The organism is Pseudomonas sp. P8_229, assembly GCF_034008635.1.
Lineage (GTDB): Bacteria > Pseudomonadota > Gammaproteobacteria > Pseudomonadales > Pseudomonadaceae > Aquipseudomonas.
In genome coordinates, this window is sequence record NZ_CP125378.1 from 6,182,962 (window position 1) to 6,208,410 (window position 25,449).

The window sequence follows — 25,449 nt, forward strand, 5'->3', positions numbered from 1 at the left end:
TTTCTCAATCCAGAAATTCGGGTTTCTGTTTACTCATATGGGCGGCCATGGCCACGCGCAAGTCGGTGGATTGCAACATGGCGGCGTTCCAGGTGGCAACGTATTCGAGACCGTCGTCGATGCGATGGTCGCGCATGTAGCTGATCATTTCCTTGGTGCCAGTGACCGCAATCGGCGACTTGCCGGCGATGGCGCGGGCAATGTCCATCACGCCTTCGAGCAGCAGTTCCTTGTCACTGTACACGCGATTGACCAGGCCGATGCTGCGCGCCTCTTCGGCGCCAAAGGTGCGACCGGTATAAGCCAGTTCACGCAGCATGCCGTCACCGATGATCCGTGGCAACCGTTGCAAGGTGCCAACATCGGCGGCCATGCCGATGTCGATTTCCTTGATCGAGAATTGCGCGTCTTCAGCGGCGTAACGCATATCGCAGGCAGCGATCAGGTCGATCGCGCCGCCCAGGCAGTAGCCCTGAATCGCGGCCAGCACCGGTTTGCGACAGTTGTCGACAGCGTTGAACGAGGCCTGCAGGGTGAGGATCTTGCGCCGCAGCAGGCGCGCGTTACGGCCGACATCCTTGCCCAGTTCATTGGCGACGCCGGCGAGCATCATCAGGTCGATGCCGGAGGAAAAGTGTTTGCCGTTGCCGCTGAGCACCACCACCCGCACTTCGTCGGTGTCATCGATCCACTGGAAAATCTCGACGATCTCGCTCCAGAACGCGGCGTTCATCGAGTTGATCTTTTCCGGACGGTTGATCTGCACATGAGCGATGTTGTCGGCCAGTTCGACGCTGAAGGCGGTGTATTGAGACATGGCAGTGATCCTTTACCGGGCAGAAAATGAGGCCCGAACTATAACAAGGCATCACAATGGCGGTTCGGCCAAATGCGGGACTGGGTCGAGAGATGTGGTGTCAGGGCCGGCCCCTTCGCGAGCAGGCTCACTCCTACAGGGATCGGTGGTGACTGCAGAATCCCTGTTCACTGAAGATCAATGTGGGAGCGAGCCTGCTCGCGAAGGGCCGCACCGCCGGTCTAACCGCCCTTTACCGCCACATACGCCGCCGTCTCATAAGGCACCGTCAGCACATGCCGGCCGCGCAACGCCGGCTCCGAGGCGATCAGTGCGCGGATCTGTTCATCGACCTTGTCGCGCTGCGCCTGAGGCAGCGCGGCAATGAAACTGGTGGAGCGCACCCGATTGAAAATCACGTCCTCGGGCGAGCCGGTGTGCCCATGGTGAAACTGCTGCAATTGCAGGCCCCCGAACGCCGGATGCGGGAACGCCTCGCGCCATTGGCCGGTGTAATAACGCGGCGTATCACCTTCCAGGGCGTTGACGATAGCGTCGAGTTTCGGCACCCAACTGATTTGTGTGTCACGCAGGTTCCAGATCAGGCCGAGCTTGCCGCCGGGCTTGAGCACCCGGGCAATCTCTGTCAAGGCCTCGGAGGTGGCGAACCAGTGAAATGCCTGGGCGCAGACCACCACGTCCACCGACGCGTCGGGCAATGGCAGATCCGTCGCGGTGCCGCTCACGGCCAGCACTTCGGGCCAGGCGGCGGAGAGTTTTTCCAGCATCTGCGCCACCGGCTCCACAGCGATCACCTGCGCGTCGGTGGCCGCCAGCCGCCCGGTGAACTTGCCAGTGCCGGCACCCAGATCGATGACCGTCTTGCGACTGTCCAGGCCTAACGTTTGCGTCAGCCACTGACTGACCTGCGGCGGATAGTCGGGGCGGCCTTTGACGTAGGTATCGGCGGCAGTTTTGTAGCCGGCGGCAGCGCAATGATGAACCTGATCTTTCATGGCAGTTCCTCGTGTGTCAGCGCGGCGGCATGGCAAGGCGCTGGATGGACGGCTGGCATTCCTGAGCATAACGCCACAATTTGCGCGTACCTTGAACAGAGCCTGACAAAGCAATGAATAAAATCCCGTGCTGTGGTGTTCAAAGTGAAACATAACCCTCTGTGGAGCCTTGCCCATGACTATCCGTTCCGTTATGTTCGCCGCCCCGTTGCTGCTGGTGACCGCGTTGTCCGCATCGATGGCGTTTGCCAACGGTGATGAAAGCGCGCCCGTGCAGAAACCCAACTGCCCCAAAGGCCAGGTCTGGGACAGCAAATCGAAGAAATGCGTGATGCAGACCAGCAGCGCCGTGCCGGATGCCGACCGTACCGACTACGCCTACAGATTGGCCAAGGACGGTCGGTACGAAGAGGCCCTGGCCCTGCTCGACACCCTGAAACAGCCGAACACCGCCAAGGCCCTCAATTACCGCGGTTACGCCACACGAAAACTGGGGCGCACCGATGAAGGCATCAGCTATTACCTGCAGTCAGTAAAACTCGATCCGCAATACGCGCAAGTACGCGAATATCTCGGCGAAGCCTATGTGATCAAAGGCCGCGTCGACCTGGCGCAGGAACAGTTGCAGCAGATCAAATCGATATGCGGTATGTCCTGCGAGGAATACCAGGACCTGGCCGAAGCCATCAACGATTCATCGAAAACCTGAAATTAATAAAGGAACGCCATCATCGTCAGCGATCAGGCATTCAGAGCAGAACTCGGACAGCACCTGGCGCGTTTGTGGCGCTACGGTCTGCTGCTGTCGCGCAATCGGCACGTGGCCGAGGATCTGGTGCAGGCGACCTGTGTGCGGGCGCTGGAACGTGCCGGTCAATACGTGGCCGGCACACGCATGGATCGCTGGCTGCTGAGCATCCTGCATTCGATCTGGCTCAACGAAGTACGCGCACGCCGGGTGCGTCAGGGCGCGGGCCAGGTCGATGCAGACGGTCAACTGGCCATCGATGGCGAGTACGCCGCGCAGACGCACGTGATGGCGGCGCAGGTGATCCGCCGGGTCGATGCCTTGCCCGAAGCCCAGCGCGAAACCGTATACCTGGCCTATGTCGAAGGGTTGTCCTACCGCGAGGTCGCCGAGATCCTGCAAGTGCCGATCGGGACGGTCATGAGTCGCCTGGCCACCGCGCGCCTGAAACTGGCGCAATACCCGCCCCTGCAAGCCGTACCGAAATCCACCGGAGGTGACCACCCATGAACAAGCCCTCCGACGAACAACTGACGGCCTACCTCGATGACGAACTGGACCCGGCCTATCGCAGCCAGCTCGACAGCGCGATTGCCGACGACTCGTTGCTCAGCCTGCGCGTGCAATGGCTCGACCGCAGCAGCCTGCCGTACAAAGAGGCCTATGACGAGCTGGCGCAACAGGCGCCACTGGAGCGTTTGCAAGCACGCCTCGATGCCATCGCCGCGCCTCAGCGGCCGGGCCTGAGCCGTCGCTGGTTTATCGGCGCGACCGCTGCTGGCCTGCTGGCTGGCGGCGTGTTGGCTGATCGGCTGTTTATCGCCTGGCAGGCGCAACAAGCGCATAACTGGCGCGCGCTGGTCGGTGATTACATGGCGCTCTATGTGCCGCAGACCCTCGATCACTTGCCGAGCGACGAAGCCAGTCAACGCGCGCAACTGCGCACGGTGGACGCACGGCTGGGGTTGAATCTGTCACCGGCACTGGTGACGTTGCCGGGCGCCGAACTCAAGCGGGCACAGATGCTTGAGTACGACGGCGTGCCGATTGCACAGTTGACCTATCTGGACGCGAAGCATGGCCCGCTGGCCCTGTGTGTCACGCGGTCCAACAGCGGCAGCCGGCCACTGGCGCACGAACGGCGGCATGAGATGAACGTGGTGTACTGGGCCGAAGGCGAGCACGCGTGGATGTTGATCGGGCACAACCCGGCGCTGGAGCTGGAGGAGCGGGCAAAACACTTGATCGAAAAGTTGGGCGCGTAAATGCCGCTCCACTATGCTGGACCGGTGATTATCCAAGGAGGCCCCACCGATGCAGATTTCACCCCGCACCGCCCTGCTGGTCATTGACGTGCAGAACGACTTCACCCCCGGCGGCCAATTGGCCGTGCCCGAAGGCGATCTGATTGTGCCGCTGATCAATCGCCTGGGCGGCCTGTTCAAACAGGTGGTCATTGCCCAGGACTGGCACCCGACCGGCCACGCCTCGTTTGCCTCAAGTCACCCCGGGCGCAAGCCTTACGAGATGATTCAGTTGCCCTACGGCGAACAGACACTCTGGCCGGAGCATTGTGTACAAGGCACGGCCGGCGCCGAGTTCCACCCGGCGCTGGATCTGCCCCACGCGCAACTGATCATTCGCAAAGGCTGCAATCCGGATATCGACAGTTATTCGGCGTTTCTCGAAGCGGATCGGCGCACCACCACAGGGCTGGCCGGTTATCTGAAGGAGCGCGGTATCGACACGGTCTATATGGTCGGTCTGGCACTGGATTTCTGCGTGATGTTTTCCGCGCTGGATGCCCGGGCGGCCGGATTCAATACGTTTGTGCTGCTGGATGCCTGCCGCGCCATTGACAGGGACGGATCACTGGCGGCGGCCATGGAGCGGATGCAGACCGCCGGGGTTGGTCTGATTCAATCGAACCAACTGATCTGACCGACGCGTTCCCCCTCCCTGTAGGAGTGAGCCTGCTCGCGATAGCGGTGTGTCAGTCACCCGATATTTGGCTGACCCACAGCTTTCGCGAGCAAGCCCGCTCCCACAGGTTTCGGGTCAAGCCATGTCAGGCAACCACAACCGGAACCGCGCCCCACCCAACGGCGAGTTCTCTACCGTCAACGTCCCACCCTGCGCCTCCAGCGCCCGGCGGCTGATTGCCAACCCGAGACCAAACCCACCTGTAGCCCGGTCGCGGCTGCGGTCAAGCCGATAGAACGGTTCGAAAATCCGCTCACGCTCGTCATCCGGGATACCGATACCATCGTCGTCGACCCAGATCTCGCAGCCATCGGGACTGACCTGCACGCCAATCTGAATGCGCTTCTCGCAATAGCGCATGGCATTGCGCAGCAGGTTCTGGATGGCCCGCGCGGTCAGGCGCGGATCCAGCGAAAACCGTTCGAGCTGACCGTGCAAAAGCACATCAATAACGATGTCCGGTGAGTCCAGTTCTTCATCGACGCTGCCCAGAATGCTGTCGATGAACTCGTCCAGCGAGACCTCGATCTGCTCGGGCAATTGCGCCGGATTCTGCAGGCGGCTGTAGGACAGCAACTCCAGCACCAACTCATCCAGTTCACGAATGTGCGCCACCAGCCCCTGCAGGCGCTCGCGGCTGGTCGCCGGCAAGTCATCGGAGAGCGCCAGCGCCAGACCGAAATCCAGCCGGGTCAGCGGCGTGCGCAATTCGTGGGACACCGCGTTGAGCAAGTCACGCTGTTGGTTGAGCAGGTTCTCGATGTCGCCGGCCATGGTGTCGAAGACATTGGCCAGGCTGCCGATGTTGGAGCTGGCCGGGATCTGCGTGCGCTCGCTCAGGTGCCCCTTGCCGAAGCGTTCGGCAGCGCCCTTGAGGCGTTCCAGGTCGCGCCAGTGCGGGCGAATCCACAGCAGCAGGCAGGCGAGCATGCTCGCGCCGATCAGCACGTTGATGCTCCAGTACAGCAGATTGACGTCCATCGGGTCCGGCGGAACTACCATTTGCACGGCGACGTCTTCGTTCAGCGGCGCAACCGCCAATGTTCGCCAGCCCCAGTCGCCGATGCGCACCACGTTTTCTCCGCGACGCAAACGCGCCTGCTCGGCGGCGGTGAACTCGGCGTTGTCGATGCGCGCCAGCACAATGTGCAGCGGCTGGAAGTCCTTGTCCATCGACTGCGCCAGTGCCGGCCATTGATCATGCGGCACCGCGTGAAACTGGCGGGTGATCAGCGATTGCAGGCCACGCGAGTAATCGAGGTTATAGGCGATGAAGCGATCACGGAACGCCATGATCACCAGATCCGGCACCAGGTAGATCGCCGCGCTGTAGGAAACAATCGTCACCAGATACAGGCGAAAGAGGATTCTGAACATCAGCTCAGCATTCCCATTCGGAACGACTGAACAAGTAACCCTTGCCCCACACGGTCTTGATCTTGCGCGCCTCGCCGGCGTGGTCGTCGAACTTGCGCCGCAACTTGGAAATCGCCACATCCACCGAGCGGTCGGTACCGTTGAACTCGATGCCGCGCAGGCGTTGCAGGATCTGATCGCGGCTCAGCACTTCGCCGGCATGCCGGGCCAGCACCACCAGCAAATTATATTCGCCGCTGGACAGCTCCACGGGCTGCTCGCGCCAGGTCACGGTGCGCTCGGACAGGTCGATGCACAGGTTGCCCATGACGATCCGGTCATTGACGGTCATTGGTTCACCGAGGCTGCTACGGCGCAGCAAGGTACGCACTCGGGCCAGCAGAACCCGTGGCTCGCACGGTTTGGTGACGTAATCGTCAGCGCCCATTTCCAGGCCCAGCACCTGATCGTGGCTGTCATCGCGGGCGGTGAGCATCAGGATCGGCAACGTCGCCGAATCCGCCCGCAGCAAACGGCAGACCTGCAGACCGTCGAGGCCGGGCAGCATCAGGTCGAGGATCACCAGGTCGGGCGGGTTGATCCGTGCCCGTTCACGCACATGGTCGCCACGCCCGATCACGCTGACGGAATAGCCGTTGCGCTCCAGGTAGCTGGAAATCAGTTCGGCGAGGGCGGTGTCGTCTTCGACCAGGAGGATGTTGGGCATGGGGTGTTCCAAGGAAAGTGCAGTGGCGACTGCTCGCGATGGCGGTTTATCTGTCGCAATAAATTTCAAGGCGTAAAGGATATACGCCCTCACCCGTCCCTGAGTAAAACCCTTACACAATTTCACACAGCGCCTACAAAGCTTCACCGCTACCCTCGGCGTCTGACCGTAGGATGCGGGCTTCAATATTGGGGGTGGTACATGTCGAAAAATCTGCTGGCCGGGCTCGGCCTGATCGCAATCGCACTGTCGCTGAGTGCCTGTGATTCGTCCTCTAAAGCCGAAGAGGAAGCGCCGCCGGCCACCGTGCGCATCGAAACCATCGAGGCCCGCCCCCTGACGATCAGCAGCGAACTGAGCGGGCGCATCGCCGCGCCACGCATCGCCGAAGTGCGTGCACGGGTGGCCGGTGTGGTGCTGCAACGCACCTTCCGCGAAGGCAGCGACGTGAAAAAGGGTGATGTGCTGTTCCGCATCGACCCGGCGCCGTTCAAGGCTGACCTCGACAGCGCCGAAGCCGCGCTGCGCAAGGCCGAGGCCAACGCGTTCCAGGCAAAGTTGCAGGAGCAGCGTTACGCGCAGTTGATCGACGATAAAGCCATCAGCGCTCAGGATTACGACAACGCACGCGCCAATGCCCGGCAAACCGCTGCCGATGTAGCCGGCAACAAGGCGGCGGTGGAGCGCGCGAAATTGAACTTGGGCTACGCCACCGTCACCGCGCCGATTTCCGGGCGTGTCGGGCGTGCACTGGTCACCGAAGGTGCGCTGGTCGGGCAGAACGAAACCACGCCCCTGGCGCTGATTCAGCAGCTCAACCCGATCCACGCTGACCTCACCCAGTCGACCCGTGAACTGAATGAACTGCGCCGCGCCTTCCGTTCCGGGCAATTGCAGGCAGTCGGTCAGGACCAGGTGAAAGCCACGCTGATTCAGGATGACGGCAGCCTCTACCCGTTGCCGGGCAAGCTGCTGTTCAGCGACATCACCGTCGACCCGGGCACTGGCCAGATCATTCTGCGCAGCGAATTTCCCAACCCGGACCTCGACCTGCTGCCGGGCAGCTTCATCCGCGTACGCCTGCAACAAGCGACCATCGAGCACGGCATCACCGTGCCACAGCGTGCAGTGCAGCGTGACAGCGCGGGTATCGCCCAAGTGCTGACCGTCGATGAGCAGATGCGTGTGGCCCAGCAACCGGTGCAACTGGGCGCGGTGCAGAACGACCGCTGGATCGTCACCGGCGGCCTCAAGCCCGGCGACCGCATTGTCATCGAAGGCCTGCAACACGCCCGTCCCGGCGAAAAAGTGCAGATCGACGACACCCCTCTTCCACTTGCCCAGACCACTGGTCAGTAAGCAGGACGCTTCTATATGCCGCAGTTTTTTATCGATCGCCCGGTGTTCGCCTGGGTCGTCGCCCTGTTCATCCTGCTGGCCGGTGCGCTGTCCATTCCGCAATTGCCGGTGGCGCAATACCCGGACGTTGCACCGCCGCAGATCGAAATCTACGCCGTGTACCCTGGCGCCTCGGCGCAGACCGTCGATGAAAGTGTGGTCAGCCTGATCGAGGAAGAGCTCAACGGTGCCGATCACCTGCTGTACTTCGAATCGCAGAGCAGCCTCGGCAGTGCCACAATCAAGGCCACTTTCCAGCCGGGCACCAACCCGGAGCTGGCTCAGGTCGATGTGCAGAATCGCCTCAAAGTGGTCGAGTCACGGCTGCCGCAAGCGGTGAACCAGCAAGGTTTGCAGGTGGAGAAAGTGTCTGCCGGCTTCCTGTTGCTGATCACCCTGACCTCCAGCGACGGCAAACTCGATGACGTGGCGCTCAGTGACTATCTGGCGCGCAACGTGATGAACGAGATCAAACGCATCGATGGCGTCGGCAAGGCGCAACTGTACGGCGCCGAGCGGGCGATGCGGATCTGGATCGATCCGCAGAAGCTGATCGGTTTCAACCTGACGCCGGCCGACGTCAACGCCGCCATCGTCGCGCAAAACGCCCAGGTATCGGCAGGCAGCATTGGCGACTTGCCCAATCCCTCCGCCCAGGAAATCACCGCAACGATTCTGGTGAAAGGTCAGCTGTCGACCCCGGAAGAGTTCGCCGACATCGTGCTCAAGGCCAATCGTGACGGTTCCACCGTACGCATCGGTGACGTGGCGCGGGTCGAGATTGGCAGTCAGGAATACCAGTTCGGCACGCGCCTGAACGGCAAGCCGTCGACCGCCGTCGGCGTGCAGTTGGCACCGGGGGCCAATGCGCTGGCGACCGCGACCTTGATCCGGGCGAAGATGGACGAGCTGTCGCGCTACTTCCCGGCCGGTGTCGAATACAAGATTCCCTACGACACTTCGCCATTCGTGAAGGTCTCGATCACCAAGGTTGTCTACACACTCGGCGAAGCGATGCTGCTGGTGTTTGCGGTGATGTTCCTGTTTCTGCAGAACATCCGCTACACGCTGATCCCGACGCTGGTGGTGCCCGTGGCCTTGATGGGCACTTTCGCCACCATGCTCGCGCTGGGTTTCTCGATCAACGTGCTGACCATGTTCGGCATGGTGCTGGCCATCGGTATTCTGGTGGACGACGCCATCGTCGTGGTGGAAAACGTCGAACGGATCATGGCTACCGAAGGCCTGTCGCCGAAAGAGGCGACGCGCAAGGCGATGAAGCAGATCACCGGGGCTATCATCGGCATCACCCTGGTGCTGGTGGCGGTGTTCATCCCGATGGCGTTCATGCAGGGCTCGGTGGGCGTGATCTACCGGCAGTTCTCGCTGTCGATGGCGACCTCGATCCTGTTCTCGGCGTTTCTTGCGCTGACCCTGACCCCGGCACTGTGTGCAACGCTGCTCAAGCCGATTGCCAAGGGCGAGCATCACGAGAAGAGCGGTTTCTTTGGCTGGTTCAACCGCCGCTTCGAACAATTGACCGATCGTTATCAAGGCTGGGTTGGCTACGCATTGAAGCGTAGCGGGCGTTATCTGTTGATCTACGTTGTGTTGCTGGTCGGCCTGGGCCTGTGCTTTGCGCGACTGCCCTCCTCGTTCCTGCCGGTGGAGGATCAGGGTTACACCATCACTGACATTCAACTGCCACCCGGCGCGACCAAAAACCGTACGGTGCAGGTGGCCGAACAGCTGGAGGCGCATAACGCCGGCGAGCCGGGTATCAGTGACAGCGTGGTGATTCTGGGCTTCAGCTTCTCCGGCAGCGGACAGAACGCAGCACTGGCGTTCTCCACGCTCAAGGACTGGTCACAACGCGGCGGCGATGACTCGGCCAGCTCCATTGCCGATCGTGCCAACATCGCCCTGAGCCAGATCAAGGACGCCATGGCTTTCTCCGTGTTGCCGCCACCGGTGGACGGCCTCGGTACGTCGAGCGGTTTCGAGTTCCGCCTGCAGGATCGCGGCGGCCTCGGCCACGCCACGTTGATGCAGGCGCGCGGCGAGTTGCTCGCCGCTGCGGAAAAAAGCCCGGTACTGATGAACGTGCGTGAAAGCGCGCTGGCCGAAGCGCCGCAGGTGCAACTGGAAGTAGACCGCAAGCAGGCCAACGCGCTGGGTGTGTCGTTCGCTGACATCGGCAACGTACTGTCCACCGCCGTGGGTTCCTCATACATCAACGACTTCCCCAATCAGGGGCGCATGCAGCGGGTGGTGGTACAGGCCGAAGGCGATCAGCGCAGTCAGGTCGATGATCTGCTGAAAATGCACGTGCGCAACAACACCGGGCACATGGTGCCGCTGTCGGCGTTCGTTCAGGCGAAATGGACGCAAGGCCCGGCGCAACTGACCCGTTACAACGGTTACCCGGCGATCGCGATTTCCGGCGAACCGTCGCCGGGGCACAGTACCGGTGAAGCGATGGCGGAGATTGAGCGTCTGGTCGCTCAGGGGCCGAAAGGTCTGGGCCAGGAATGGACCGGGCTGTCGTTGCAGGAGCGCTTGTCCGGCAGTCAGGCACCGATCCTGCTCGGTCTGTCGCTGCTGATCGTGTTCCTGTGTCTGGCGGCGCTGTACGAGAGCTGGTCGATTCCGACCTCGGTGCTGCTGGTGGTGCCGCTGGGTGTGCTCGGTGCAGTGTTGGCGGTGACTCTGCGCGGTATGCCCAACGACGTGTTCTTCAAGGTCGGCCTGATCACGATCATTGGTCTGTCGGCGAAGAACGCGATCCTGATCATCGAGTTTGCCAAGAGCCTGTATGACGAAGGCCATGACCTGATCGACGCGACGTTGCAGGCAGCGCGCCTGCGTCTGCGGCCGATCGTCATGACTTCGCTGGCGTTCATCCTTGGCGTGGTGCCGTTGGCCATCGCCACTGGCGCCAGTTCGGCGAGCCAGCAGGCGATCGGCACCGGGGTGATCGGCGGGATGATCACGGCGACGCTGGCGGTGATCTTTGTACCGTTGTTCTTCGTCGTCGTGATGAAACTCGTGCAGCGCTTCACGAGACACCACTAACCCTTTGTAGGAGTGAGCCTGCTCGCGATAGCGTCCGTTCAGTCAACATCAGTGTTGAATCTACCGACGCAATCGCGAGCAGGCTCACTCCTACAAGGTTTGCTGGCCGGTAGTCAGGCAGCGCATCGCTGGGCTAAGGTGTTTCTACATCCTGGCCCATCGAGTCCCCATGCGCTTCCTCGCCCGCACCCACCCTCGCCTTTCCGCCGCTGCCCTGGTTGGCCTTGCCAGCGGTCTTCTGGTGCCTGCCGAATCCATCGTCGGCAAAATCCTCATCGGCTGGAACGCCGGTGTCTGGACCTACCTGATTCTGATGTTCTGGCTGACCGTCAGGGCCAAGGCGCCGGACGTCAAACGCATCGCCGTCATCGAAGACGAAAACGCCGGACTGGTGCTGTTCGTGGTGTGTATCGCAGCGTTGGCCAGCCTGGCCGCCATCACTCTGGAGCTGGCCGGCACCAAGGATCTGGATACCCATCGTAAACTTCTGCACTACGCGTTCACCGCGCTTACCGTGGTGGGTTCATGGCTGGTGATCGGAGTGATCTTCAGCGTGCACTATGCACGCCTGTTTTACACCTGGGACGGCAAGGAACCGGCGCTGCGTTTTGCCGAGGGATTGACCACGCCCAACTATTGGGACTTTCTGTATTTCTCCTTCACCATCGGCGTGGCAGTGCAGACTGCAGATGTGGGCGTCGCCACACGTGACATTCGCAAGATCGTGCTGGCGCAGTCATTGATCGGGTTTGTGTTCAATACGGCGATTCTGGGGTTTTCAATCAATATTGCAGCGGGATTGTTTGGCTGAGTGGCTCAAAAACTGTTCGGAGATTTTTACTCGTTTGAATGCGCTGTCAAAAGGGCAGCTTAAAAAAGCACAAAGAAATGCGGCTGTAACCTGTCAACTATGACAGTTTACAGCCGCCTCCTGTTTGAGCTTCCATACAACATCCAGAAGTAGGACCGGTCAGTCTTTGGATGACTCTTACCATTCTGTATGGAGATAAACTCATGAGCTACGCAGCCCGAGCCTACGCAACAACGTTTCCTGCGCAACCGTACTTGTCGGCCACCATCAATGGTGATGCCAATCCAAACTTCAGACACGTCAAGATCCCGCCATACAAAGATTTTCGCTCGACCTCTGTCCCTGCACTCGAGTTAAAAGACTACCCCAATGGCCGCTTTTATTGGCTGAGGGCTGGACAGACCGAAAATGGCTTGACACAGACGATTGAATTTGTCTTTGCGGCGAAGCCTTCGACAGGAACGTTTACACTATCCAAAAATATTGAAGATATCCGAGTGACCTACAATTCCAACCCGGTGAACGGTGATTTACACATGGCCGAGAGCGGTAGCATCACGTTTGAATACAATGACATCGAAAAAACCCTGACCGGGACGTGGAGCGGTCTGTTTGATCACGGGGGCGCAGACGCTTCCGATCTGTTTCCGATTAATGGGGAGTTTTTTGTTAATACCGACCTCAGCAAGATCCGAAAATAATTCGTCGACACTCCATAATAAAAAAGGAAGCTTTCAAGCTTCCTTTTTTATTTCTGATTCTATTTAAAAGTTATAACTCAGACCCACACTCCCACCCAGCTCCTGGTCGACTTTAGTGCCGCGGCTGGTGCCAACCTCGGCGTAAACCTGCCATTTTTTGTTGGCCGGAACCCAGTTCATTCCGCCAGTCAATTCCAGGCTGGTACTGGACAAGTCATTATTGAAACTGGTGTCGTTGACACTGAGGCGGTTGTTATTGACAAACTCGTGGCTGACGGCGGCGCGAAGACGCGGCTGCAGCTTGCTGCCATTGTCCAGCGTGAGCTCTCGCCCCACCGTCATGCCGACCTTGCCGAGTAGCGAGCGAGTTTCGTCGCTGTCCACTTGCAAGCCATTGTCCAGTTTGTAGCGCTTACCCTCAACGGCCGCTACCCCTATTTGTGCGGAAGGCTCAATGAAATACCCCCTGTTCAAAGGAATGTGCTTGCCGACTTCGACGGACCCGCTCAACCCCATGTTATCGAAGTTTCCTTTGGTTCGAGTGTCGTCGCTCAAGGTGACTTTGACATCGTTGTTGAAGCGGTTGATCTTGCCGACGGTATCCAGGTAATACCCGGTAGCTTGATCAAACCAGGTCAAGTAAAGGCCTGCATAACCGCTGCCAATCGTACCGGAACTGCCTCGCGCCAGATCCAGACGCGTGTTGCTGTACCCGCCAAAAACACCGATCAACCACTGACCATCCCAAAATGGCAATGCTCTGTCCAACCCCACCGAGACACCTGTCTGGTTCTGATTGAAACCGTTACCGTAGGCGCCCTTTACGTTGTACTGATTACCATAGGTTCGAATCCAGAGACCGGATGAAGAGTCTTGACCATTCGAACTCAGTGCCCCGGCCGATTGTGCCACAGGCTGAGTGCCGGCCATGCGTCGGTCTCCGAGGCGGGTATTGAGGGTTGTCATTTCAGAATAAATGACCGTGGGCGTGGTCCCGGAGATCGCGAGAGCAGTTTGAGACCCCGTGCTCGGTGTGGTCGCATCGGGTTTCAGAAACAGCCCCTCGCCCTCTTTTACCAGCTTGTAGGCCAGGGCGCCGACATCGACTTGTCCATTTTTCAGGGAAAACTGCGCATCTCCGGAAGCGATGTTCCCCACCTTGACCGGCGCGCCACTGGCGGGCTCACTGGCGGTAGCCGCCACCACCAGTTGATGCTGGCCGGTTGCCGATTGGGTGACATTCAAAAAATCCGACTGAGCAGTACCCACATCCGAGCGCATCAAAAACTGACCCGTGCCCGATAAAGTGGCTATATCCAGCTGATTGTAGGCCTGGTCTGTTCCAAAACTCACTGTACCGCCCTGCATGTCCAGGCGAGTGACTGCGTTGTTGCCCACCATGTTCCATGAGGCACCACGGCTGATCGACATATTGCCGACACCGGAAACAGCACCGTTGAATTGCGCATTGTTGTCCAGCACCACCGCTCCCGCGCCGCTGCCCTGGATATTGCCAGTGAGAACACTCTGGGTGTCGAGCTTTACCGAGTCGACATTGATCAGGTTGCCGTCCAGGGTCGCAGCGTTTCGCAACGAAACGCTGGCGACGCCGGAAATTGCGCCCTTGAACTTCGCACTGTTATCCAGCGCCACTGTTCCTGCGCCGGAGCCCTGGATATTACCGGTGAGAATGCTGCGGGTATCAAGCGTGACCGAATCAACATTGACCAGGTTGCCATCAAGGGTGGCGGCATTTCGCAACGAAACACTGGCGACACCACCCTCAGCGACTTCGATGTTCCCGGATAATTGGCTGTTGTCGGCCTGAAACTGCACAGCGGCTCCATCGTTCACTTCGAGGATATTGCCGTTACCCCCGATCAAACGAGAGCCGTTGTTGACATCGATCAGAACCGGCTGACCAGCGGGTGTTGCGAAATCGACAGTAATCGCCGCGCCACTGAGGCCCTCGACCGTGGCGCCATCCAGTATCAAATGACTTTGGCCAGTGACATCACCGGGATTCGCCACGGTGTCCTGCCCGAAAGTGACCCCATTGAGACCGCCGGTAATCTTGCTGCCGGCACTCACATTGGCATTCCCGCCAAACAGGGCCAACCCGACTCCGTCCGCATCCGTTGCGCTCACTTGGGTATTGATCAGGTTCAACGTGCTGAGTGAGGTCACCGCAGCACCGAATATCCCGCCGCGCAACGTACTGCCAGTGACAGTAGCAGTGGATCCCACGGGGATCAGCAGATCACGGGCCAATGTCAGTGCCGCGCCCTGGCTGATCAATGTGCTGTTCGTGATGTTGGCCTGGCTGTCCGTCAACGCCAGAGCCGCTTCAAAACCTGTGCTGGTAACAGTAGATCCGGACAGGCTGACACGAGCGCCTGCGAATGCATCAATCTGTGATGTCGCGGCGGTATCGCCATTGAGCGCGCCACCACCGACTTGAATATCCAGTGCACTCGCGCTGTTGATATTGAGTGTAGCGCTCGCAGGAACAAACCAGGCTTCGGGTGTAGCGCCTGTGGAAACGGTCGCCACCTCCCCCGGCAGAAGGTTACGCGCATAAGCGGGCCCTGAAGTGGTCATTATCACCACAGCATAAGTGAGTGCACCGGTAAGTTTCATGACCGTCAGTCCCAGTATCTTTTCAAACTTCATAACAGCGGCTCTCTGAGTTTTGTCAGGACAGGAGAAAGACGGTTCGCAGTAAGGCTCCATCAGACGCCCATCGTTGGCGACGTCGGAGAATACCTACAACCTCGAATCATCTATGTAGGACTAATCCTCTTTATAGGTAAGGCTCATCCCTGCCGAATGAAGTGCCATCAACGTTTCCGAAGCCGGAACAACGGCACCGCCGGGAGAGCAGTGATCTCCCGGCGAATGCAGCCCCTGACATTCATACTATGGCGCAGGATTCCAACCTGGTTCTGTCTCGCAGTACTTGAAGTCTCCGTTGAGCAGGTAGACGGTCATTTCCGTAACACCGGATGTAGGAACTGTCGGTGTCGAATACCAGACTTTTACATAACCCGCGTAGAAGTCTGAAGGATCCGGAGTAGCGGGTGGTGGCCTTGGTACATTCCGCACCACCGGATCATAAGCCCCGACATCAAAGATCATCCCGGCGGTCAACTCAGGCAGGGAAATGTTTCGGGTTCGGGTGAACTCCGTATCAGCCGGTGCCGGCGTCGCATAATCATCCGTGCGGAACCCGCGCCAGTTGAATGTGACAGGCATACCATCGACAAAGTGGGGATTTGGCGGAATACGGAATCTGGCCACATGCTCTCCGGACACCAGGGTCAGACTTTCGCAAATAATATTCGGATCAGAAGCCCCATCTGCTGGTGGCCGCACGAACTGTGGCGGATCAAGATTGATGACCACCGTATTGACCGTCACCTCGGTTTCTATCGAAATCTGTTTGTTGTTACGGTTGGGGTTCTCATATACCCACCATACTTTTTTCTTTCCCAGACCGCCGGGGCCGACAATGCTGTAAGGCAGATCGATATCAATTATCGTATTGATATTTGTGGCGGTCATCAGCTTTGAACCGACAACGACCTCGCCTGCGTCACCCAGGTAAAATGCGGTGACCAGATCACCGGGTTCCGGGTCTGGGAATACCCCGCCACTTTCAGGTGATACATCAATAAATATCTTGGCGGTTTGATTGGCATCATGTGGGCCCAGCACATTATCGGTAACAGGCGCTTGTCCCCGAACGATCGCCAGCTGGAACTCGGGATTGACAACTGGAGGTGGGTTAATCGGATCGACGATATAGGGTGGGTGCGTCGAAAAGTCAGTGTTTACGCTCGTATCCACATCACTGACGGAAATATTGTTGCGCATCAAATCGGCTGTGACCTGAACAGGCACCTCGTAAATCTGGCCGGTCTGATTATCGAAATACTCCTTGCTCAAATCGCCCCATGGAATAGTGAAAACCAGTTTGTTCAGGATGCCAAATGGCAAGTCCTGGGCTGACTGACTGCCCCATTTCGCGCTCACCTCATCGGTATTGAGTGCGTTCACCGGCCGATCGACTTCTACGGTAACACCTGTACGCGCATCGTCCAGATTGATCAGCCCGTCATTGTTTGCCGGTACGTGCAGTGGCCCCAATGAGGGCAACGGCAGAAAGCGAGTGTTTTTGAAGCTTACTGATGTCGCGCTTATGTTGCCTGCAGCATCCTCAATTTCGAACCAGATAAAAGCCCTGCCACTGGTTATTTTCCTCAACTCGGCAGTCGGAATCAGCACCTCGCCATTGGTCGGCATGGGGTCATCGAAGAAAGCCGGCACCTCCGGAGGATTGCTTCGTTGATTGGCCACATACAGCCGCACGTGGTCATCAGGTTGAGCATTGGGATACGTGGTGTTTATTACAACCCTCAACCCCATCGCGCTACCCGGAAGAGCTGCCCAGGTATCGTCCAGATCGCCAGGGGCGTTGGGAAATGACACTGCCGGGATTGATTTGGCGCCGGGTCTTTGCCCGGGATTGGGCGCAGTCTGAATCGGTTTTGCTTGCCAGGGTGCCGTGCGGTCAATCTGGTACTCCACGAAACCCGAAGTCAACGCATTAAAACCTCGCTCAAAGTACACGCCGCGGACCCAGATTGTAGTCGGACCGACTGGTGTTGCGTTCTCCCCCAAATGTTCCGTGGGTATTTGAACCGGAAATTTAACCGGTCGTTGTGCCATATCCGGGAGGGTCAAGCGTGGCAGCCTTGTGTAGTCTGCGGGCGTCGGAACCGCAGGCGGTTGGGTTCGCGTGACATCTATTGTTACCTGATCACCATTTTGCCGGTTATCAGGAACGGTTGTATCCAGTAATAGCTGAAGCGTCCCGCCCACGGCAATTGCAGCGATGGGAATGATATCGCCCTGCGGGCCGCGGCCATCCGGTAACTCGGGAGTTGGTGCCACCAAAATCCCACCGCCCTGCGCCGCAGTTCCAGCTTGATAACTTGTCATGTGTTTTCTCCAATATTCTTAACAATGGATATCAATACTTCCTTCATCGACAAGGGCGTTATCGCCGACAGCAGTCGCCTTTCTGTTACAGCAAATCGTCATGTCATCCAGCGTGCACTCGAGCAAAAACCAGGAGTACCCGGAATCACTCTGTCTATTTTCACCAGGCCTGTAAAAGAACTGAAAATTGAAACTCCGTTTCGCACTAACAGGTATTCGGTCGTCGCAGAATCGTTCTCGCGCATAGGTTCGATGTGTGTAGCAAACGGTCTTATTACAATTAAGACCGGTTTTTTGTTGGCTACATCCGTTACAGCAGCAGTAAAGGTATATAAGGGGGTTAACGCAGCTCCCGTTCCATTCAGCGAACGCCATCCTCGCCAGCTGAGACTGATCACATCGCCCACTCGGAAAAGATCATTGAACGGAATCAGAGTGCGTATGCCCTCCCAGATAAATAAAGCATCAGGATCCAGAGGATTGTTTTTTGTGCAGCCGATATAGCCCCAGAGATCTGCATCCGGAAACGTTGACTCTTTCAACAACTGAGGTGGAGGTGTAATTGCAAACGTCAGGCGCCGTGACGGTGACGTTGTCGCATTGATCGAGCGCACGGTGTAAAAAACTTCGAACGTAGCCAGATTGGGCAGCGACAACGGCGCTATTGGAATATGAAACTCGGGGGCATTGTCGGCAGCACTATATTCTGCCCACGCGACAAACTTCGGATTGCCGACGATAAAGATCTCGACGCGATCAATACGCGTATCTACAGGAAACGCTGGCCAGATATCGATGATGCAGACAATTCCGTTTTGCTTCGCATCCGGTGGTAATGTCCCGGCCGGATCCGACGGGTCGACGCCTTCGAATCGAGGCGGATTGAGTAAAATGCCTGCATTGACAGCGCTGCTTGTCACATGGGGGTCATCGGCTGACATGGATACTGTCTCGCTCTTCATTCGCCATTCACGTGGAAGAAATTAAACGCCCGTATCCAGTTGTTGCCTACTGTCAGATCTGACAGGTAAAACCACCGCCTGTCGGAAACGCCAGACAGATTCAACTTCACTCCAAACACATCAGTTGACGGCTACCGTACAAATGGTGTCTTCTGAAACCGGTTTCAGACAATAAGAAGACTCAACCGTGAACGATTTCTCCGCCGCCCAGCGCAGCCGCGTGACCATGCTTGATGTCGCCGAACGTGCCGGCGTCTCCAAGGCCAGCGTCTCGCGCTTCATCGGCGATGACCGCGCCCTGCTCTCCGATGCCATTGCCCAGCGTATCGAGCAGGCGATTGCCGAACTCGGCTACCGCCCCAATCAAATGGCCCGTGGCCTGAAGCGCGGGCGCACACGCCTGATCGGCATGCTGGTGGCCGATATCCGCAACCCTTATTCGATTGCCGTGATGCACGGGGTGGAAACCGCCTGCCGTGCGCACGGTTACAGCCTGGTGGTGTGCAACACCGACCGTGACGACGAGCAGGAACGCCAACATCTGGCGTTGTTGCGCTCGTACAACATCGAAGGGCTGATCGTGAACACCCTCGGTCATCACCGTGACGAACTCCATGAACTGCACCGCGAAATGCCGCTGGTGCTGGTGGATCGCAAGGTCGATGGCCTCGACAGCGACATGGTCGGTCTCAACAACTCGCTGGCTGTCGAGATGGCGCTGACGCACCTTCAACAGCGTGGCTACCGGGATGCGTTGTTGGTGACCGAACCCTTTGACGGCACCAGTTCACGCATCGAGCGGGTCAACAGTTTTCAGAAGCAGATTGCCCAGCGTCCCGGGTTGACCGGAGCGGTGCAGGAAACCGGCGCAGAACTTGCGACTCAACTTCAACGTTTTTTACAGCAACCGGCGAATGGGCCGAAAGCGCTGTTCTGCGCCAACGGCGTGGCCGCGCTGGCCTGCACCCTCGCCCTGCGCGAAATCGGTTGCCGGTTGTTCGAGGATGTCGGGCTGATTGCCCTGGATGACCTGGACTGGTATCCGCTGGTGGGCAACGGGATTACAGCTCTCGCCCAACCGACGGCCGAGATTGGCGCGCGGGCGTTTGAGTGTTTGCTCAAGCGTTTGCGCGGGGATGTCGAGGCGGTGCGCAGGCTGGATTTTGCGCCGGTACTGGTTGAGCGGGGTTCTACTCAAGGACCTTAGCGGAGAGTTTGCCGACCGCCTCACGAGCAGGTGAAGGCCTACATTTGGAATGCGCTCCACTGTAGGAGCTGAGCCTGCTCGCGATGGGGCCCTAAAGGCCAAAACAGCAACACCTGATTTTTTTTGAACAAAAATGAAACCGGTTTCAGAGGTAGATAACAATGAATAAACCTGCCGTTTCCATCAGCCTGTCCAGCTACGGCGCCGACCTGGTACGCCAGCGCGGGCAGGACTTCTTCATCGATGTGCTGGCCGCTGCCGGCGCCGATCGCATCGAATGGCGTGAGGAGCTGCTGACCCGTGAAGTGCCCGCGCAACTGGCTGAGGCCACTCACTCCCACGGCCTGCTAAGCATCTATTCCTCACCGACCGAACTGTGGCTCGCTGGCCAGGCACAGCCCAATCCGGAGCTGATCAACGCTCTGCAACATGCCCAAGCGTTCGGCTCGAAATGGTTGAAGGTCTCGCTCGGCTATTTCACTGACAACTGTGATCTGCAGGCGCTACAACAACTGCTCGGCAACAGCCCGGTGCAGTTGCTGGTGGAGAACGACCAGACCCTGCATGGCGGCCGCATCGAGCCGTTCCAGCGGTTTTTCGCCGCCGTCGAGCAGCACAACCTGCCGATCAAAATGACCTTCGACATCGGTAATTGGCAGTGGCAGGACCAGTCGGCCACCAACGCCGCACGCCTGCTCGGGCGCTATGTTGGCTACGTGCACTGCAAAGCCGTGGCCCGCCGCGCCGACGGCAAACTGGTCGCCGTGCCACCGGCTGTCAGCGACCTGCATGTGTGGGAACAACTGCTGCGGCACATGGCCCAAGGCGTTATGCGTGCCGCCGAATACCCGTTGCAGGGCGATGACCTGGTGGCGCTGACCACCGAGCATGTCGCCGCCCTCGCCCGCCTTGGCCAATCGCGCCTGGAGCCTGCCCATGTCTGATATCGATATTCTGTCGTTTGGCGAAACCATGGCGATGCTGGTCGCCGAGCAGACCGGTGATCTGGCCGCGGTCGAAGGCTTTCACAAACGCATTGCCGGCGCCGACAGCAACGTGGCGATCGGTCTGTCGCGCCTGGGTTTCAACGTGGCGTGGCTGAGCCGGGTCGGCAACGATTCCCTCGGACGGTTTGTGGTCGAGACCTTGATCAGGGAAGGTCTGGATTGCAGCCATGTCGACGTCGATCACCAGCACCCGACCGGTTTCCAGTTCAAATCCCGTAACGATGATGGCAGCGACCCGCAGGTCGAGTATTTCCGCCGGGGCTCGGCGGCCAGTCAGCTGTCACTGCAGTCGATCAGCGCCAGCCTGCTGAGCGCCCGTCACCTGCACGCCACCGGGATTCCACCGGCGCTGTCGGCCACCGCGCGGGAAATGTCTTTCGAACTGATGACGCGCATGCGCCATGCCGGGCGCAGCGTGTCATTCGACCCGAACCTGCGCCCGAGCCTGTGGGCCAGCGAGCAAGAGATGATCCGCGAAATCAACCGCCTCGCCGCCCTCGCCCATTGGGTATTGCCGGGCTTGAATGAAGGTCGCTTGCTCACCGGATTCGAAGACCCGGCGGACATTGCCGCGTTTTATCTCGATCAGGGCGCCGAAGCCGTGGCGATCAAGCTGGGGCCACAGGGTGCCTACTACCGCACGCAGCTGGATCAGGGTTTTGTCGCCGGGGTGCCGGTGGCCAAAGTGGTCGATACCGTCGGTGCGGGTGACGGCTTTGCCGTCGGCATGATCAGCGCCCTGCTGGAACACCTGAGTATTGCCGAGGCGGTACAACGCGCGAACTGGATTGGCAGTCGGGCGGTGCAGAGTCGCGGGGATATGGAGGGGTTGCCGACCCGATCCGAGCTCATCGTTGAATTCACGTCCGCCAATCGCGAGCAGGCTCACTCCAGTGGATCTCTGCCAGTCACAAGTGCAGCGGCAAACACATAACCCTTGTAGGAGTGAGCCTGCTCGCGATGAGGCCCGCCAAGACAACCCGCTAATTGAACCTGCTGCGACAAAAACAACAAGCTCAGGAGCAAGACCATGAAAACTGCAACCCTCGCCGCCCGCCGCTGGTGGTACATCATGCCCATCGTGTTCATCACCTATAGCCTGGCGTATCTGGACCGCGCCAACTACGGCTTCGCCGCTGCGTCGGGCATGGCCGCCGACCTGATGATCACCCCGGGCCTGTCTTCATTGCTGGGGGCATTGTTCTTCCTCGGCTACTTTTTCTTCCAGGTGCCCGGGGCGATCTACGCGCAAAAGCACAGCGTGAAAAAACTGATCTTCTTCAGCCTGATTTTCTGGGGTGGCCTCGCCACCCTGACCGGGGTCGTCTCCAACGCCTACTGGCTGATCGTGATTCGCTTCATGCTCGGCGTGGTCGAAGCCGCAGTGATGCCGGCGATGCTGGTTTACCTGTGCCACTGGTTCACCCGCGCCGAACGCTCGCGGGCCAACACCTTCCTGATCCTCGGCAACCCGGTAACCATGCTGTGGATGTCGGTGGTCTCGGGTTATCTGGTGCAGCACTTCAGCTGGCGCTGGATGTTCATCATCGAAGGCTTGCCGGCGGTGATCTGGGCGTTTATCTGGTGGAAACTGGCCGATGATCGTCCCGCTCAGGCCAAGTGGCTGAGCGAACAGGAAAAGCACGACCTGGAAAGCGCCCTCGCCGCCGAACAGCTCGGGATCAAAGCGGTGAAGAACTACGCCGAGGCGTTCCGTTCGCCGAAGGTGATCATTCTGGCGCTGCAGTTTTTCTGCTGGAGCATCGGCGTCTACGGCTTCGTCTTGTGGCTGCCGTCGATCCTCAAGGCCGGCGCGCAGATGGACATGATCGAAGCCGGCTGGCTGTCGGCGCTGCCGTATCTGGCGGCGGTGATCGGCATGCTCGCGGTGTCGTGGGGCTCGGACAAACTGCAAAAGCGCAAACGCTTCGTCTGGCCACCGCTGCTGATCGCGTCCATTGCGTTCTACGGCTCCTACGCCTTGGGCGCAGAACATTTCTGGTGGTCGTACGCGCTGCTGGTGATCGCCGGAGCGTGCATGTACGCGCCTTACGGGCCGTTTTTCGCCATCGTCCCGGAGATCCTGCCGGCCAACGTTGCTGGCGGCGCGATGGCGCTGATCAACAGCATGGGCGCACTCGGTTCGTTCGGCGGCTCGTACCTGGTCGGTTACCTGAACAGCTCCACCGGCTCGCCCGGTGCCTCGTACCTGCTGATGAGCGGCGCGTTGCTGCTGTCGGTGGTGCTGACGATTTTCCTCAAGCCCGGCGCCAGTGACCGCGTCGTGGCCAAAGCCGTAGTCACTCGTCCCGTGCCGGCGCATTCCTGAAGAGATTTTGCCCATGAAAAAGCAAGTCGTGCTGTACAAGAAACTCTCGCCGGCGCTGATGACGCGCCTGCAACAACACTGTGACGTGACGCTGATCGAAAGCCTCGACGCCAACGGTCTGATGAGGCTGCGCGACGCCCTGCCCGGCGCCCACGGTTTGCTCGGCGCCAGCCTGAAACTCGACGCCGCATTGCTCGATCTGGCGCCGCAACTGCAGGTGATCGCCAGCGTCTCGGTGGGTGTCGACAACTACGACATCGACTACCTGAGCCGGCGCAAGATCCTGCTCAGCAACACCCCGGACGTGCTCACCGAAACCACCGCCGACACCGGTTTTGCGCTGATTCTCGCCACGGCTCGGCGCGTGGTGGAACTGGCGAACATGGTGCGCAGCGGCCAGTGGCACCGCAACATCGGCCCGGCGCATTTTGGCACCGATGTGCATGGCAAGACCCTGGGCATTATCGGCATGGGGCGCATCGGCGAGGCGCTGGCCCAGCGTGGGCATTTCGGCTTTGGCATGCCTGTGCTTTATCACAGTCAGTCGCGCAAACCGGCGGTCGAGGCGCGTTTCGATGCGCAGTACCGTAGCCTTGAGGCGTTGCTGCAAGAGGCGGATTTCATCTGTCTGACACTGCCGCTGACGGCGCAGACCGAAGGCTTGATCGGCGCCGAGCAGTTTGCGTTGATGCGCCCCGAGAGCATCTTCATCAATATCTCGCGCGGCAAAGTGGTGGATGAAGCGGCGCTGATCGACGCGCTGCGCCATCAGCGGATTCGTGCGGCGGGGTTGGATGTGTTCGAGCGAGAACCGCTGAATCATGATTCGCCGTTGTTGCAATTGAACAATGTGGTCGCGACGCCGCATATGGGCTCGGCGACGCATGAGACGCGGGAGGCGATGGCGAGCTGTGCGGTGGAGAATCTGCTTGCTGCGTTGGCTGGGGAGAAGCCGGCCAATCTGGTGAATCCGGCGGCTTGGCAGGGCTGAAAAATGTGCTGAATGGCAGATTGCATTCGCGAGCAAGCCCGCTCCCACAGGGTTTGGTGTGTACAGATAACATTATGTACACACCCATCCACTGTGGGAGCGGGCTTGCTCGCGAAGAGGCCAGTTCAGGCAACACAACACTGTCAGGCACTACGCGCCTGCAACAGCTGCACCGCACACAGCGCAATCCGCGCACAGGCATCGGCCAGCTTCACCCGGTCAAGCACCAGTCCGATGCGAATATGCCCCGCCGCGCTAGGCCCAAACGCCTCCCCTGCCAGCACCGACACCCCGTAATCTTCCAGCAACCGCTCGGCAAACGCCTGCGCGCCAAACCCGGTCTGGCGCACATCGACCATCACGAACATCCCGCCATCCGGGCGAATCGGCTGCAACCCCGGACAACCGCGCAAGCGTTCGCACACCAGATCACGGCGCATGCGGTATTCCTCACGCATCTGCGCCACTTCCGGCAGATCGCTTTCCAGCGCGACTTGCGCCGCTTTCTGGACGAAATCCGGCAATCCGAACAGCATGCTCAACGACAGGTTGACCAAATGCTCAGCCAGCACTTTCGGCCCGATCGACCAGCCGACCCGCCAGCCGCTCATGGCATGGGATTTCGACAGGCTGTTGATGGTCGCCGTGCGTTCGGCCATGCCCGGCAGACTCGCCGGGCTGACGTGTTCGCCTTCGTACAGCAGATCGCTGTAAACCTCGTCGCTGATCAGCCACAAATCGTGGCGTACGCAGAGCGCCGCCAGCTCTTGCCAGATAAGCAGGGAAAGGCTCGCGCCGGAAGGATTGTTGGGACTGTTGAGCAACATGGCGCGGGTTTTCGGGGTAATCCGCGCCGCGACATCCGCCGGGTCAACGCGAAAGCCGTTCTCCGGCCGCACGGGCACCGGCACCACCGTCGCGCCGCACGCCCCGAACACGCCTTCATAGGTCACGTACATCGGCTCGGCGACGATCACTTCATCGCCAGGGTCCAACAGGCATTGGGCCACCGAATACACCGCGCATTGCGCACCGGGCAGCACGATCACGTGCTCGGCATCCACCTCCTGACCGCTGCGGCGCTGGTGGCGAGCGGCGATCAGCTTGCGCAACGCCGAGCGGCCCCGCACCTCGGAATAATGTGTATCGCCCGCCAGCAGGCTGTCGATCGCGCCGTGGATGATCGGCAGCGGCGTATCAAAATCCGGATCACCCACGCTCAGCAGCAGGATATCGACACCCTCGGCGCGCAACTCCAGCGCTCGGTCATGAATCTGCCAGGCCGCTGCTCCTTCCCCGGCGATTCGTTGGGTCAAGGCTGAATAGCGCATGCACGTC

General features: G+C 59.5%; 21 protein-coding genes. 13 read left to right on the forward strand and 8 right to left on the reverse strand.

Translation table 11 applies throughout. The features are described 5' to 3' along the window. Window positions 1–4 precede the first annotated feature (4 nt). Window positions 5–817 carry a crotonase/enoyl-CoA hydratase family protein gene (locus QMK55_RS27765; protein ID WP_102355183.1) on the reverse strand — a complete coding sequence of 271 codons (813 nt, stop codon included), beginning with the start codon at window positions 815–817 and terminating at the stop codon, window positions 5–7. 221 nt (window positions 818–1,038) lie between these two features. Next, window positions 1,039–1,812: a class I SAM-dependent methyltransferase gene (locus QMK55_RS27770; RefSeq protein ID WP_102355182.1), complete on the reverse strand. Its 774-nt coding sequence runs from the start codon at window positions 1,810–1,812 to the stop codon at window positions 1,039–1,041. Between the two features lie 175 nt (window positions 1,813–1,987). Here QMK55_RS27770 and QMK55_RS27775 point away from each other — a divergent pair, with 175 nt between their 5' ends. The 4 genes from QMK55_RS27775 to pncA all read left to right on the forward strand — a co-directional run bounded on the left by QMK55_RS27775 (window position 1,988) and on the right by pncA (window position 4,501). Beyond that, window positions 1,988–2,521 carry a tetratricopeptide repeat protein gene (locus QMK55_RS27775; protein ID WP_320328251.1) on the forward strand — a complete coding sequence of 178 codons (534 nt, stop codon included), beginning with the start codon at window positions 1,988–1,990 and terminating at the stop codon, window positions 2,519–2,521. Between the two features lie 63 nt (window positions 2,522–2,584). Next, complete coding sequence (locus QMK55_RS27780; RefSeq protein WP_413787280.1) at window positions 2,585–3,070, forward strand: RNA polymerase sigma factor; 486 nt, start codon at window positions 2,585–2,587, stop codon at window positions 3,068–3,070. Next, window positions 3,067–3,825: an anti-sigma factor family protein gene (locus tag QMK55_RS27785; protein WP_102355179.1), complete on the forward strand. Its 759-nt coding sequence runs from the start codon at window positions 3,067–3,069 to the stop codon at window positions 3,823–3,825. Before QMK55_RS27780 ends, QMK55_RS27785 begins: the two co-directional genes overlap by 4 nt. Window positions 3,826–3,874: 49 nt before the next feature. Further along, window positions 3,875–4,501: a bifunctional nicotinamidase/pyrazinamidase gene (gene pncA / locus QMK55_RS27790; RefSeq protein WP_320328253.1), complete on the forward strand. Its 627-nt coding sequence runs from the start codon at window positions 3,875–3,877 to the stop codon at window positions 4,499–4,501. A 117-nt stretch (window positions 4,502–4,618) separates the two neighbouring features. Here the strand turns inward: pncA and QMK55_RS27795 are convergent, their stop codons facing one another. Continuing rightward, window positions 4,619–5,920, reverse strand: a complete 1,302-nt coding sequence (locus tag QMK55_RS27795) for an ATP-binding protein (RefSeq protein WP_102355177.1) — start codon at window positions 5,918–5,920, stop codon at window positions 4,619–4,621. 4 nt (window positions 5,921–5,924) lie between these two features. Next, a complete protein-coding gene (locus QMK55_RS27800; protein WP_003224662.1) occupies window positions 5,925–6,626 on the reverse strand; it encodes a response regulator transcription factor in 702 nt (233 codons plus the stop codon). Window positions 6,627–6,827: 201 nt separating this feature from the next. Between QMK55_RS27800 and QMK55_RS27805 the strand changes: the two genes are divergently transcribed. The 4 genes from QMK55_RS27805 (at window position 6,828) to QMK55_RS27820 (ending at window position 12,611) form a co-directional block, all read left to right on the forward strand. Then, the gene (locus QMK55_RS27805) at window positions 6,828–7,985 is read left to right on the forward strand and encodes an efflux RND transporter periplasmic adaptor subunit (RefSeq protein ID WP_102355176.1); all 1,158 of its coding nucleotides are present in this window, start codon (window positions 6,828–6,830) and stop codon (window positions 7,983–7,985) included. 15 nt (window positions 7,986–8,000) lie between these two features. Further along, entirely contained in the window at window positions 8,001–11,099 is a 3,099-nt protein-coding gene (locus tag QMK55_RS27810) for an efflux RND transporter permease subunit (RefSeq protein WP_320328254.1), read from the forward strand. Between the two features lie 169 nt (window positions 11,100–11,268). Next, window positions 11,269–11,910, forward strand: a complete 642-nt coding sequence (locus QMK55_RS27815) for a DUF1345 domain-containing protein (protein WP_320328255.1) — start codon at window positions 11,269–11,271, stop codon at window positions 11,908–11,910. A 203-nt stretch (window positions 11,911–12,113) separates the two neighbouring features. After that, window positions 12,114–12,611, forward strand: coding sequence for a hypothetical protein (locus QMK55_RS27820; RefSeq protein WP_320328256.1), 498 nt, complete (start codon window positions 12,114–12,116; stop codon window positions 12,609–12,611). A gap of 63 nt (window positions 12,612–12,674) precedes the next feature. Here QMK55_RS27820 and QMK55_RS27825 read toward each other — a convergent pair whose 3' ends face one another. From QMK55_RS27825 to QMK55_RS27835, 3 genes are all read right to left on the reverse strand, one after another. Then, window positions 12,675–15,284 (reverse strand): autotransporter outer membrane beta-barrel domain-containing protein, encoded by a 2,610-nt coding sequence (locus QMK55_RS27825; protein WP_320328257.1) that lies wholly within the window; start codon window positions 15,282–15,284, stop codon window positions 12,675–12,677. Window positions 15,285–15,530: 246 nt separating this feature from the next. Then, complete coding sequence (locus QMK55_RS27830; RefSeq protein ID WP_320328258.1) at window positions 15,531–17,615, reverse strand: hypothetical protein; 2,085 nt, start codon at window positions 17,613–17,615, stop codon at window positions 15,531–15,533. 98 nt (window positions 17,616–17,713) lie between these two features. Further along, window positions 17,714–18,556, reverse strand: a complete 843-nt coding sequence (locus tag QMK55_RS27835) for a hypothetical protein (protein ID WP_320328259.1) — start codon at window positions 18,554–18,556, stop codon at window positions 17,714–17,716. A 208-nt stretch (window positions 18,557–18,764) separates the two neighbouring features. On the opposite strand from QMK55_RS27835, the gene QMK55_RS27840 reads away from it, so the two are divergent. The 5 genes from QMK55_RS27840 to QMK55_RS27860 all read left to right on the forward strand — a co-directional run bounded on the left by QMK55_RS27840 (window position 18,765) and on the right by QMK55_RS27860 (window position 24,111). Beyond that, window positions 18,765–19,784: a LacI family DNA-binding transcriptional regulator gene (locus QMK55_RS27840; protein ID WP_320328260.1), complete on the forward strand. Its 1,020-nt coding sequence runs from the start codon at window positions 18,765–18,767 to the stop codon at window positions 19,782–19,784. Between the two features lie 161 nt (window positions 19,785–19,945). Continuing rightward, window positions 19,946–20,728 carry an AP endonuclease gene (locus QMK55_RS27845; RefSeq protein WP_320328261.1) on the forward strand — a complete coding sequence of 261 codons (783 nt, stop codon included), beginning with the start codon at window positions 19,946–19,948 and terminating at the stop codon, window positions 20,726–20,728. Continuing rightward, a complete protein-coding gene (locus QMK55_RS27850) occupies window positions 20,721–21,725 on the forward strand; it encodes a sugar kinase (RefSeq protein WP_320328262.1) in 1,005 nt (334 codons plus the stop codon). Before QMK55_RS27845 ends, QMK55_RS27850 begins: the two co-directional genes overlap by 8 nt. 96 nt (window positions 21,726–21,821) lie before the next feature. After that, window positions 21,822–23,120, forward strand: a complete 1,299-nt coding sequence (locus tag QMK55_RS27855) for an MFS transporter (protein WP_320328263.1) — start codon at window positions 21,822–21,824, stop codon at window positions 23,118–23,120. A 13-nt stretch (window positions 23,121–23,133) separates the two neighbouring features. Then, window positions 23,134–24,111, forward strand: coding sequence for a D-glycerate dehydrogenase (locus tag QMK55_RS27860; protein WP_320328264.1), 978 nt, complete (start codon window positions 23,134–23,136; stop codon window positions 24,109–24,111). 143 nt (window positions 24,112–24,254) lie between these two features. Here QMK55_RS27860 and QMK55_RS27865 read toward each other — a convergent pair whose 3' ends face one another. Beyond that, the gene (locus QMK55_RS27865; protein ID WP_320328265.1) at window positions 24,255–25,442 is read right to left on the reverse strand and encodes a pyridoxal phosphate-dependent aminotransferase; all 1,188 of its coding nucleotides are present in this window, start codon (window positions 25,440–25,442) and stop codon (window positions 24,255–24,257) included. Window positions 25,443–25,449: the final 7 nt, after the last annotated feature.

Coding starts and splice junctions, on each gene's coding strand:
- QMK55_RS27820 (WP_320328256.1), top strand. CDS start 12,114: ATGAGCTACGCAGCCCGAGCCTACGCAACAACGTTTCCTGCGCAACCG.
- QMK55_RS27845 (WP_320328261.1), top strand. CDS start 19,946: ATGAATAAACCTGCCGTTTCCATCAGCCTGTCCAGCTACGGCGCCGAC.
- QMK55_RS27805 (WP_102355176.1), top strand. CDS start 6,828: ATGTCGAAAAATCTGCTGGCCGGGCTCGGCCTGATCGCAATCGCACTG.
- QMK55_RS27765 (WP_102355183.1), bottom strand. CDS start 817: ATGTCTCAATACACCGCCTTCAGCGTCGAACTGGCCGACAACATCGCT.
- pncA (WP_320328253.1), top strand. CDS start 3,875: ATGCAGATTTCACCCCGCACCGCCCTGCTGGTCATTGACGTGCAGAAC.
- QMK55_RS27770 (WP_102355182.1), bottom strand. CDS start 1,812: ATGAAAGATCAGGTTCATCATTGCGCTGCCGCCGGCTACAAAACTGCC.
- QMK55_RS27795 (WP_102355177.1), bottom strand. CDS start 5,920: ATGTTCAGAATCCTCTTTCGCCTGTATCTGGTGACGATTGTTTCCTAC.
- QMK55_RS27815 (WP_320328255.1), top strand. CDS start 11,269: ATGCGCTTCCTCGCCCGCACCCACCCTCGCCTTTCCGCCGCTGCCCTG.
- QMK55_RS27850 (WP_320328262.1), top strand. CDS start 20,721: ATGTCTGATATCGATATTCTGTCGTTTGGCGAAACCATGGCGATGCTG.
- QMK55_RS27855 (WP_320328263.1), top strand. CDS start 21,822: ATGAAAACTGCAACCCTCGCCGCCCGCCGCTGGTGGTACATCATGCCC.
- QMK55_RS27825 (WP_320328257.1), bottom strand. CDS start 15,284: ATGAAGTTTGAAAAGATACTGGGACTGACGGTCATGAAACTTACCGGT.
- QMK55_RS27800 (WP_003224662.1), bottom strand. CDS start 6,626: ATGCCCAACATCCTCCTGGTCGAAGACGACACCGCCCTCGCCGAACTG.
- QMK55_RS27860 (WP_320328264.1), top strand. CDS start 23,134: ATGAAAAAGCAAGTCGTGCTGTACAAGAAACTCTCGCCGGCGCTGATG.
- QMK55_RS27775 (WP_320328251.1), top strand. CDS start 1,988: ATGACTATCCGTTCCGTTATGTTCGCCGCCCCGTTGCTGCTGGTGACC.
- QMK55_RS27785 (WP_102355179.1), top strand. CDS start 3,067: ATGAACAAGCCCTCCGACGAACAACTGACGGCCTACCTCGATGACGAA.
- QMK55_RS27865 (WP_320328265.1), bottom strand. CDS start 25,442: ATGCGCTATTCAGCCTTGACCCAACGAATCGCCGGGGAAGGAGCAGCG.
- QMK55_RS27830 (WP_320328258.1), bottom strand. CDS start 17,615: ATGACAAGTTATCAAGCTGGAACTGCGGCGCAGGGCGGTGGGATTTTG.
- QMK55_RS27810 (WP_320328254.1), top strand. CDS start 8,001: ATGCCGCAGTTTTTTATCGATCGCCCGGTGTTCGCCTGGGTCGTCGCC.
- QMK55_RS27835 (WP_320328259.1), bottom strand. CDS start 18,556: ATGTCAGCCGATGACCCCCATGTGACAAGCAGCGCTGTCAATGCAGGC.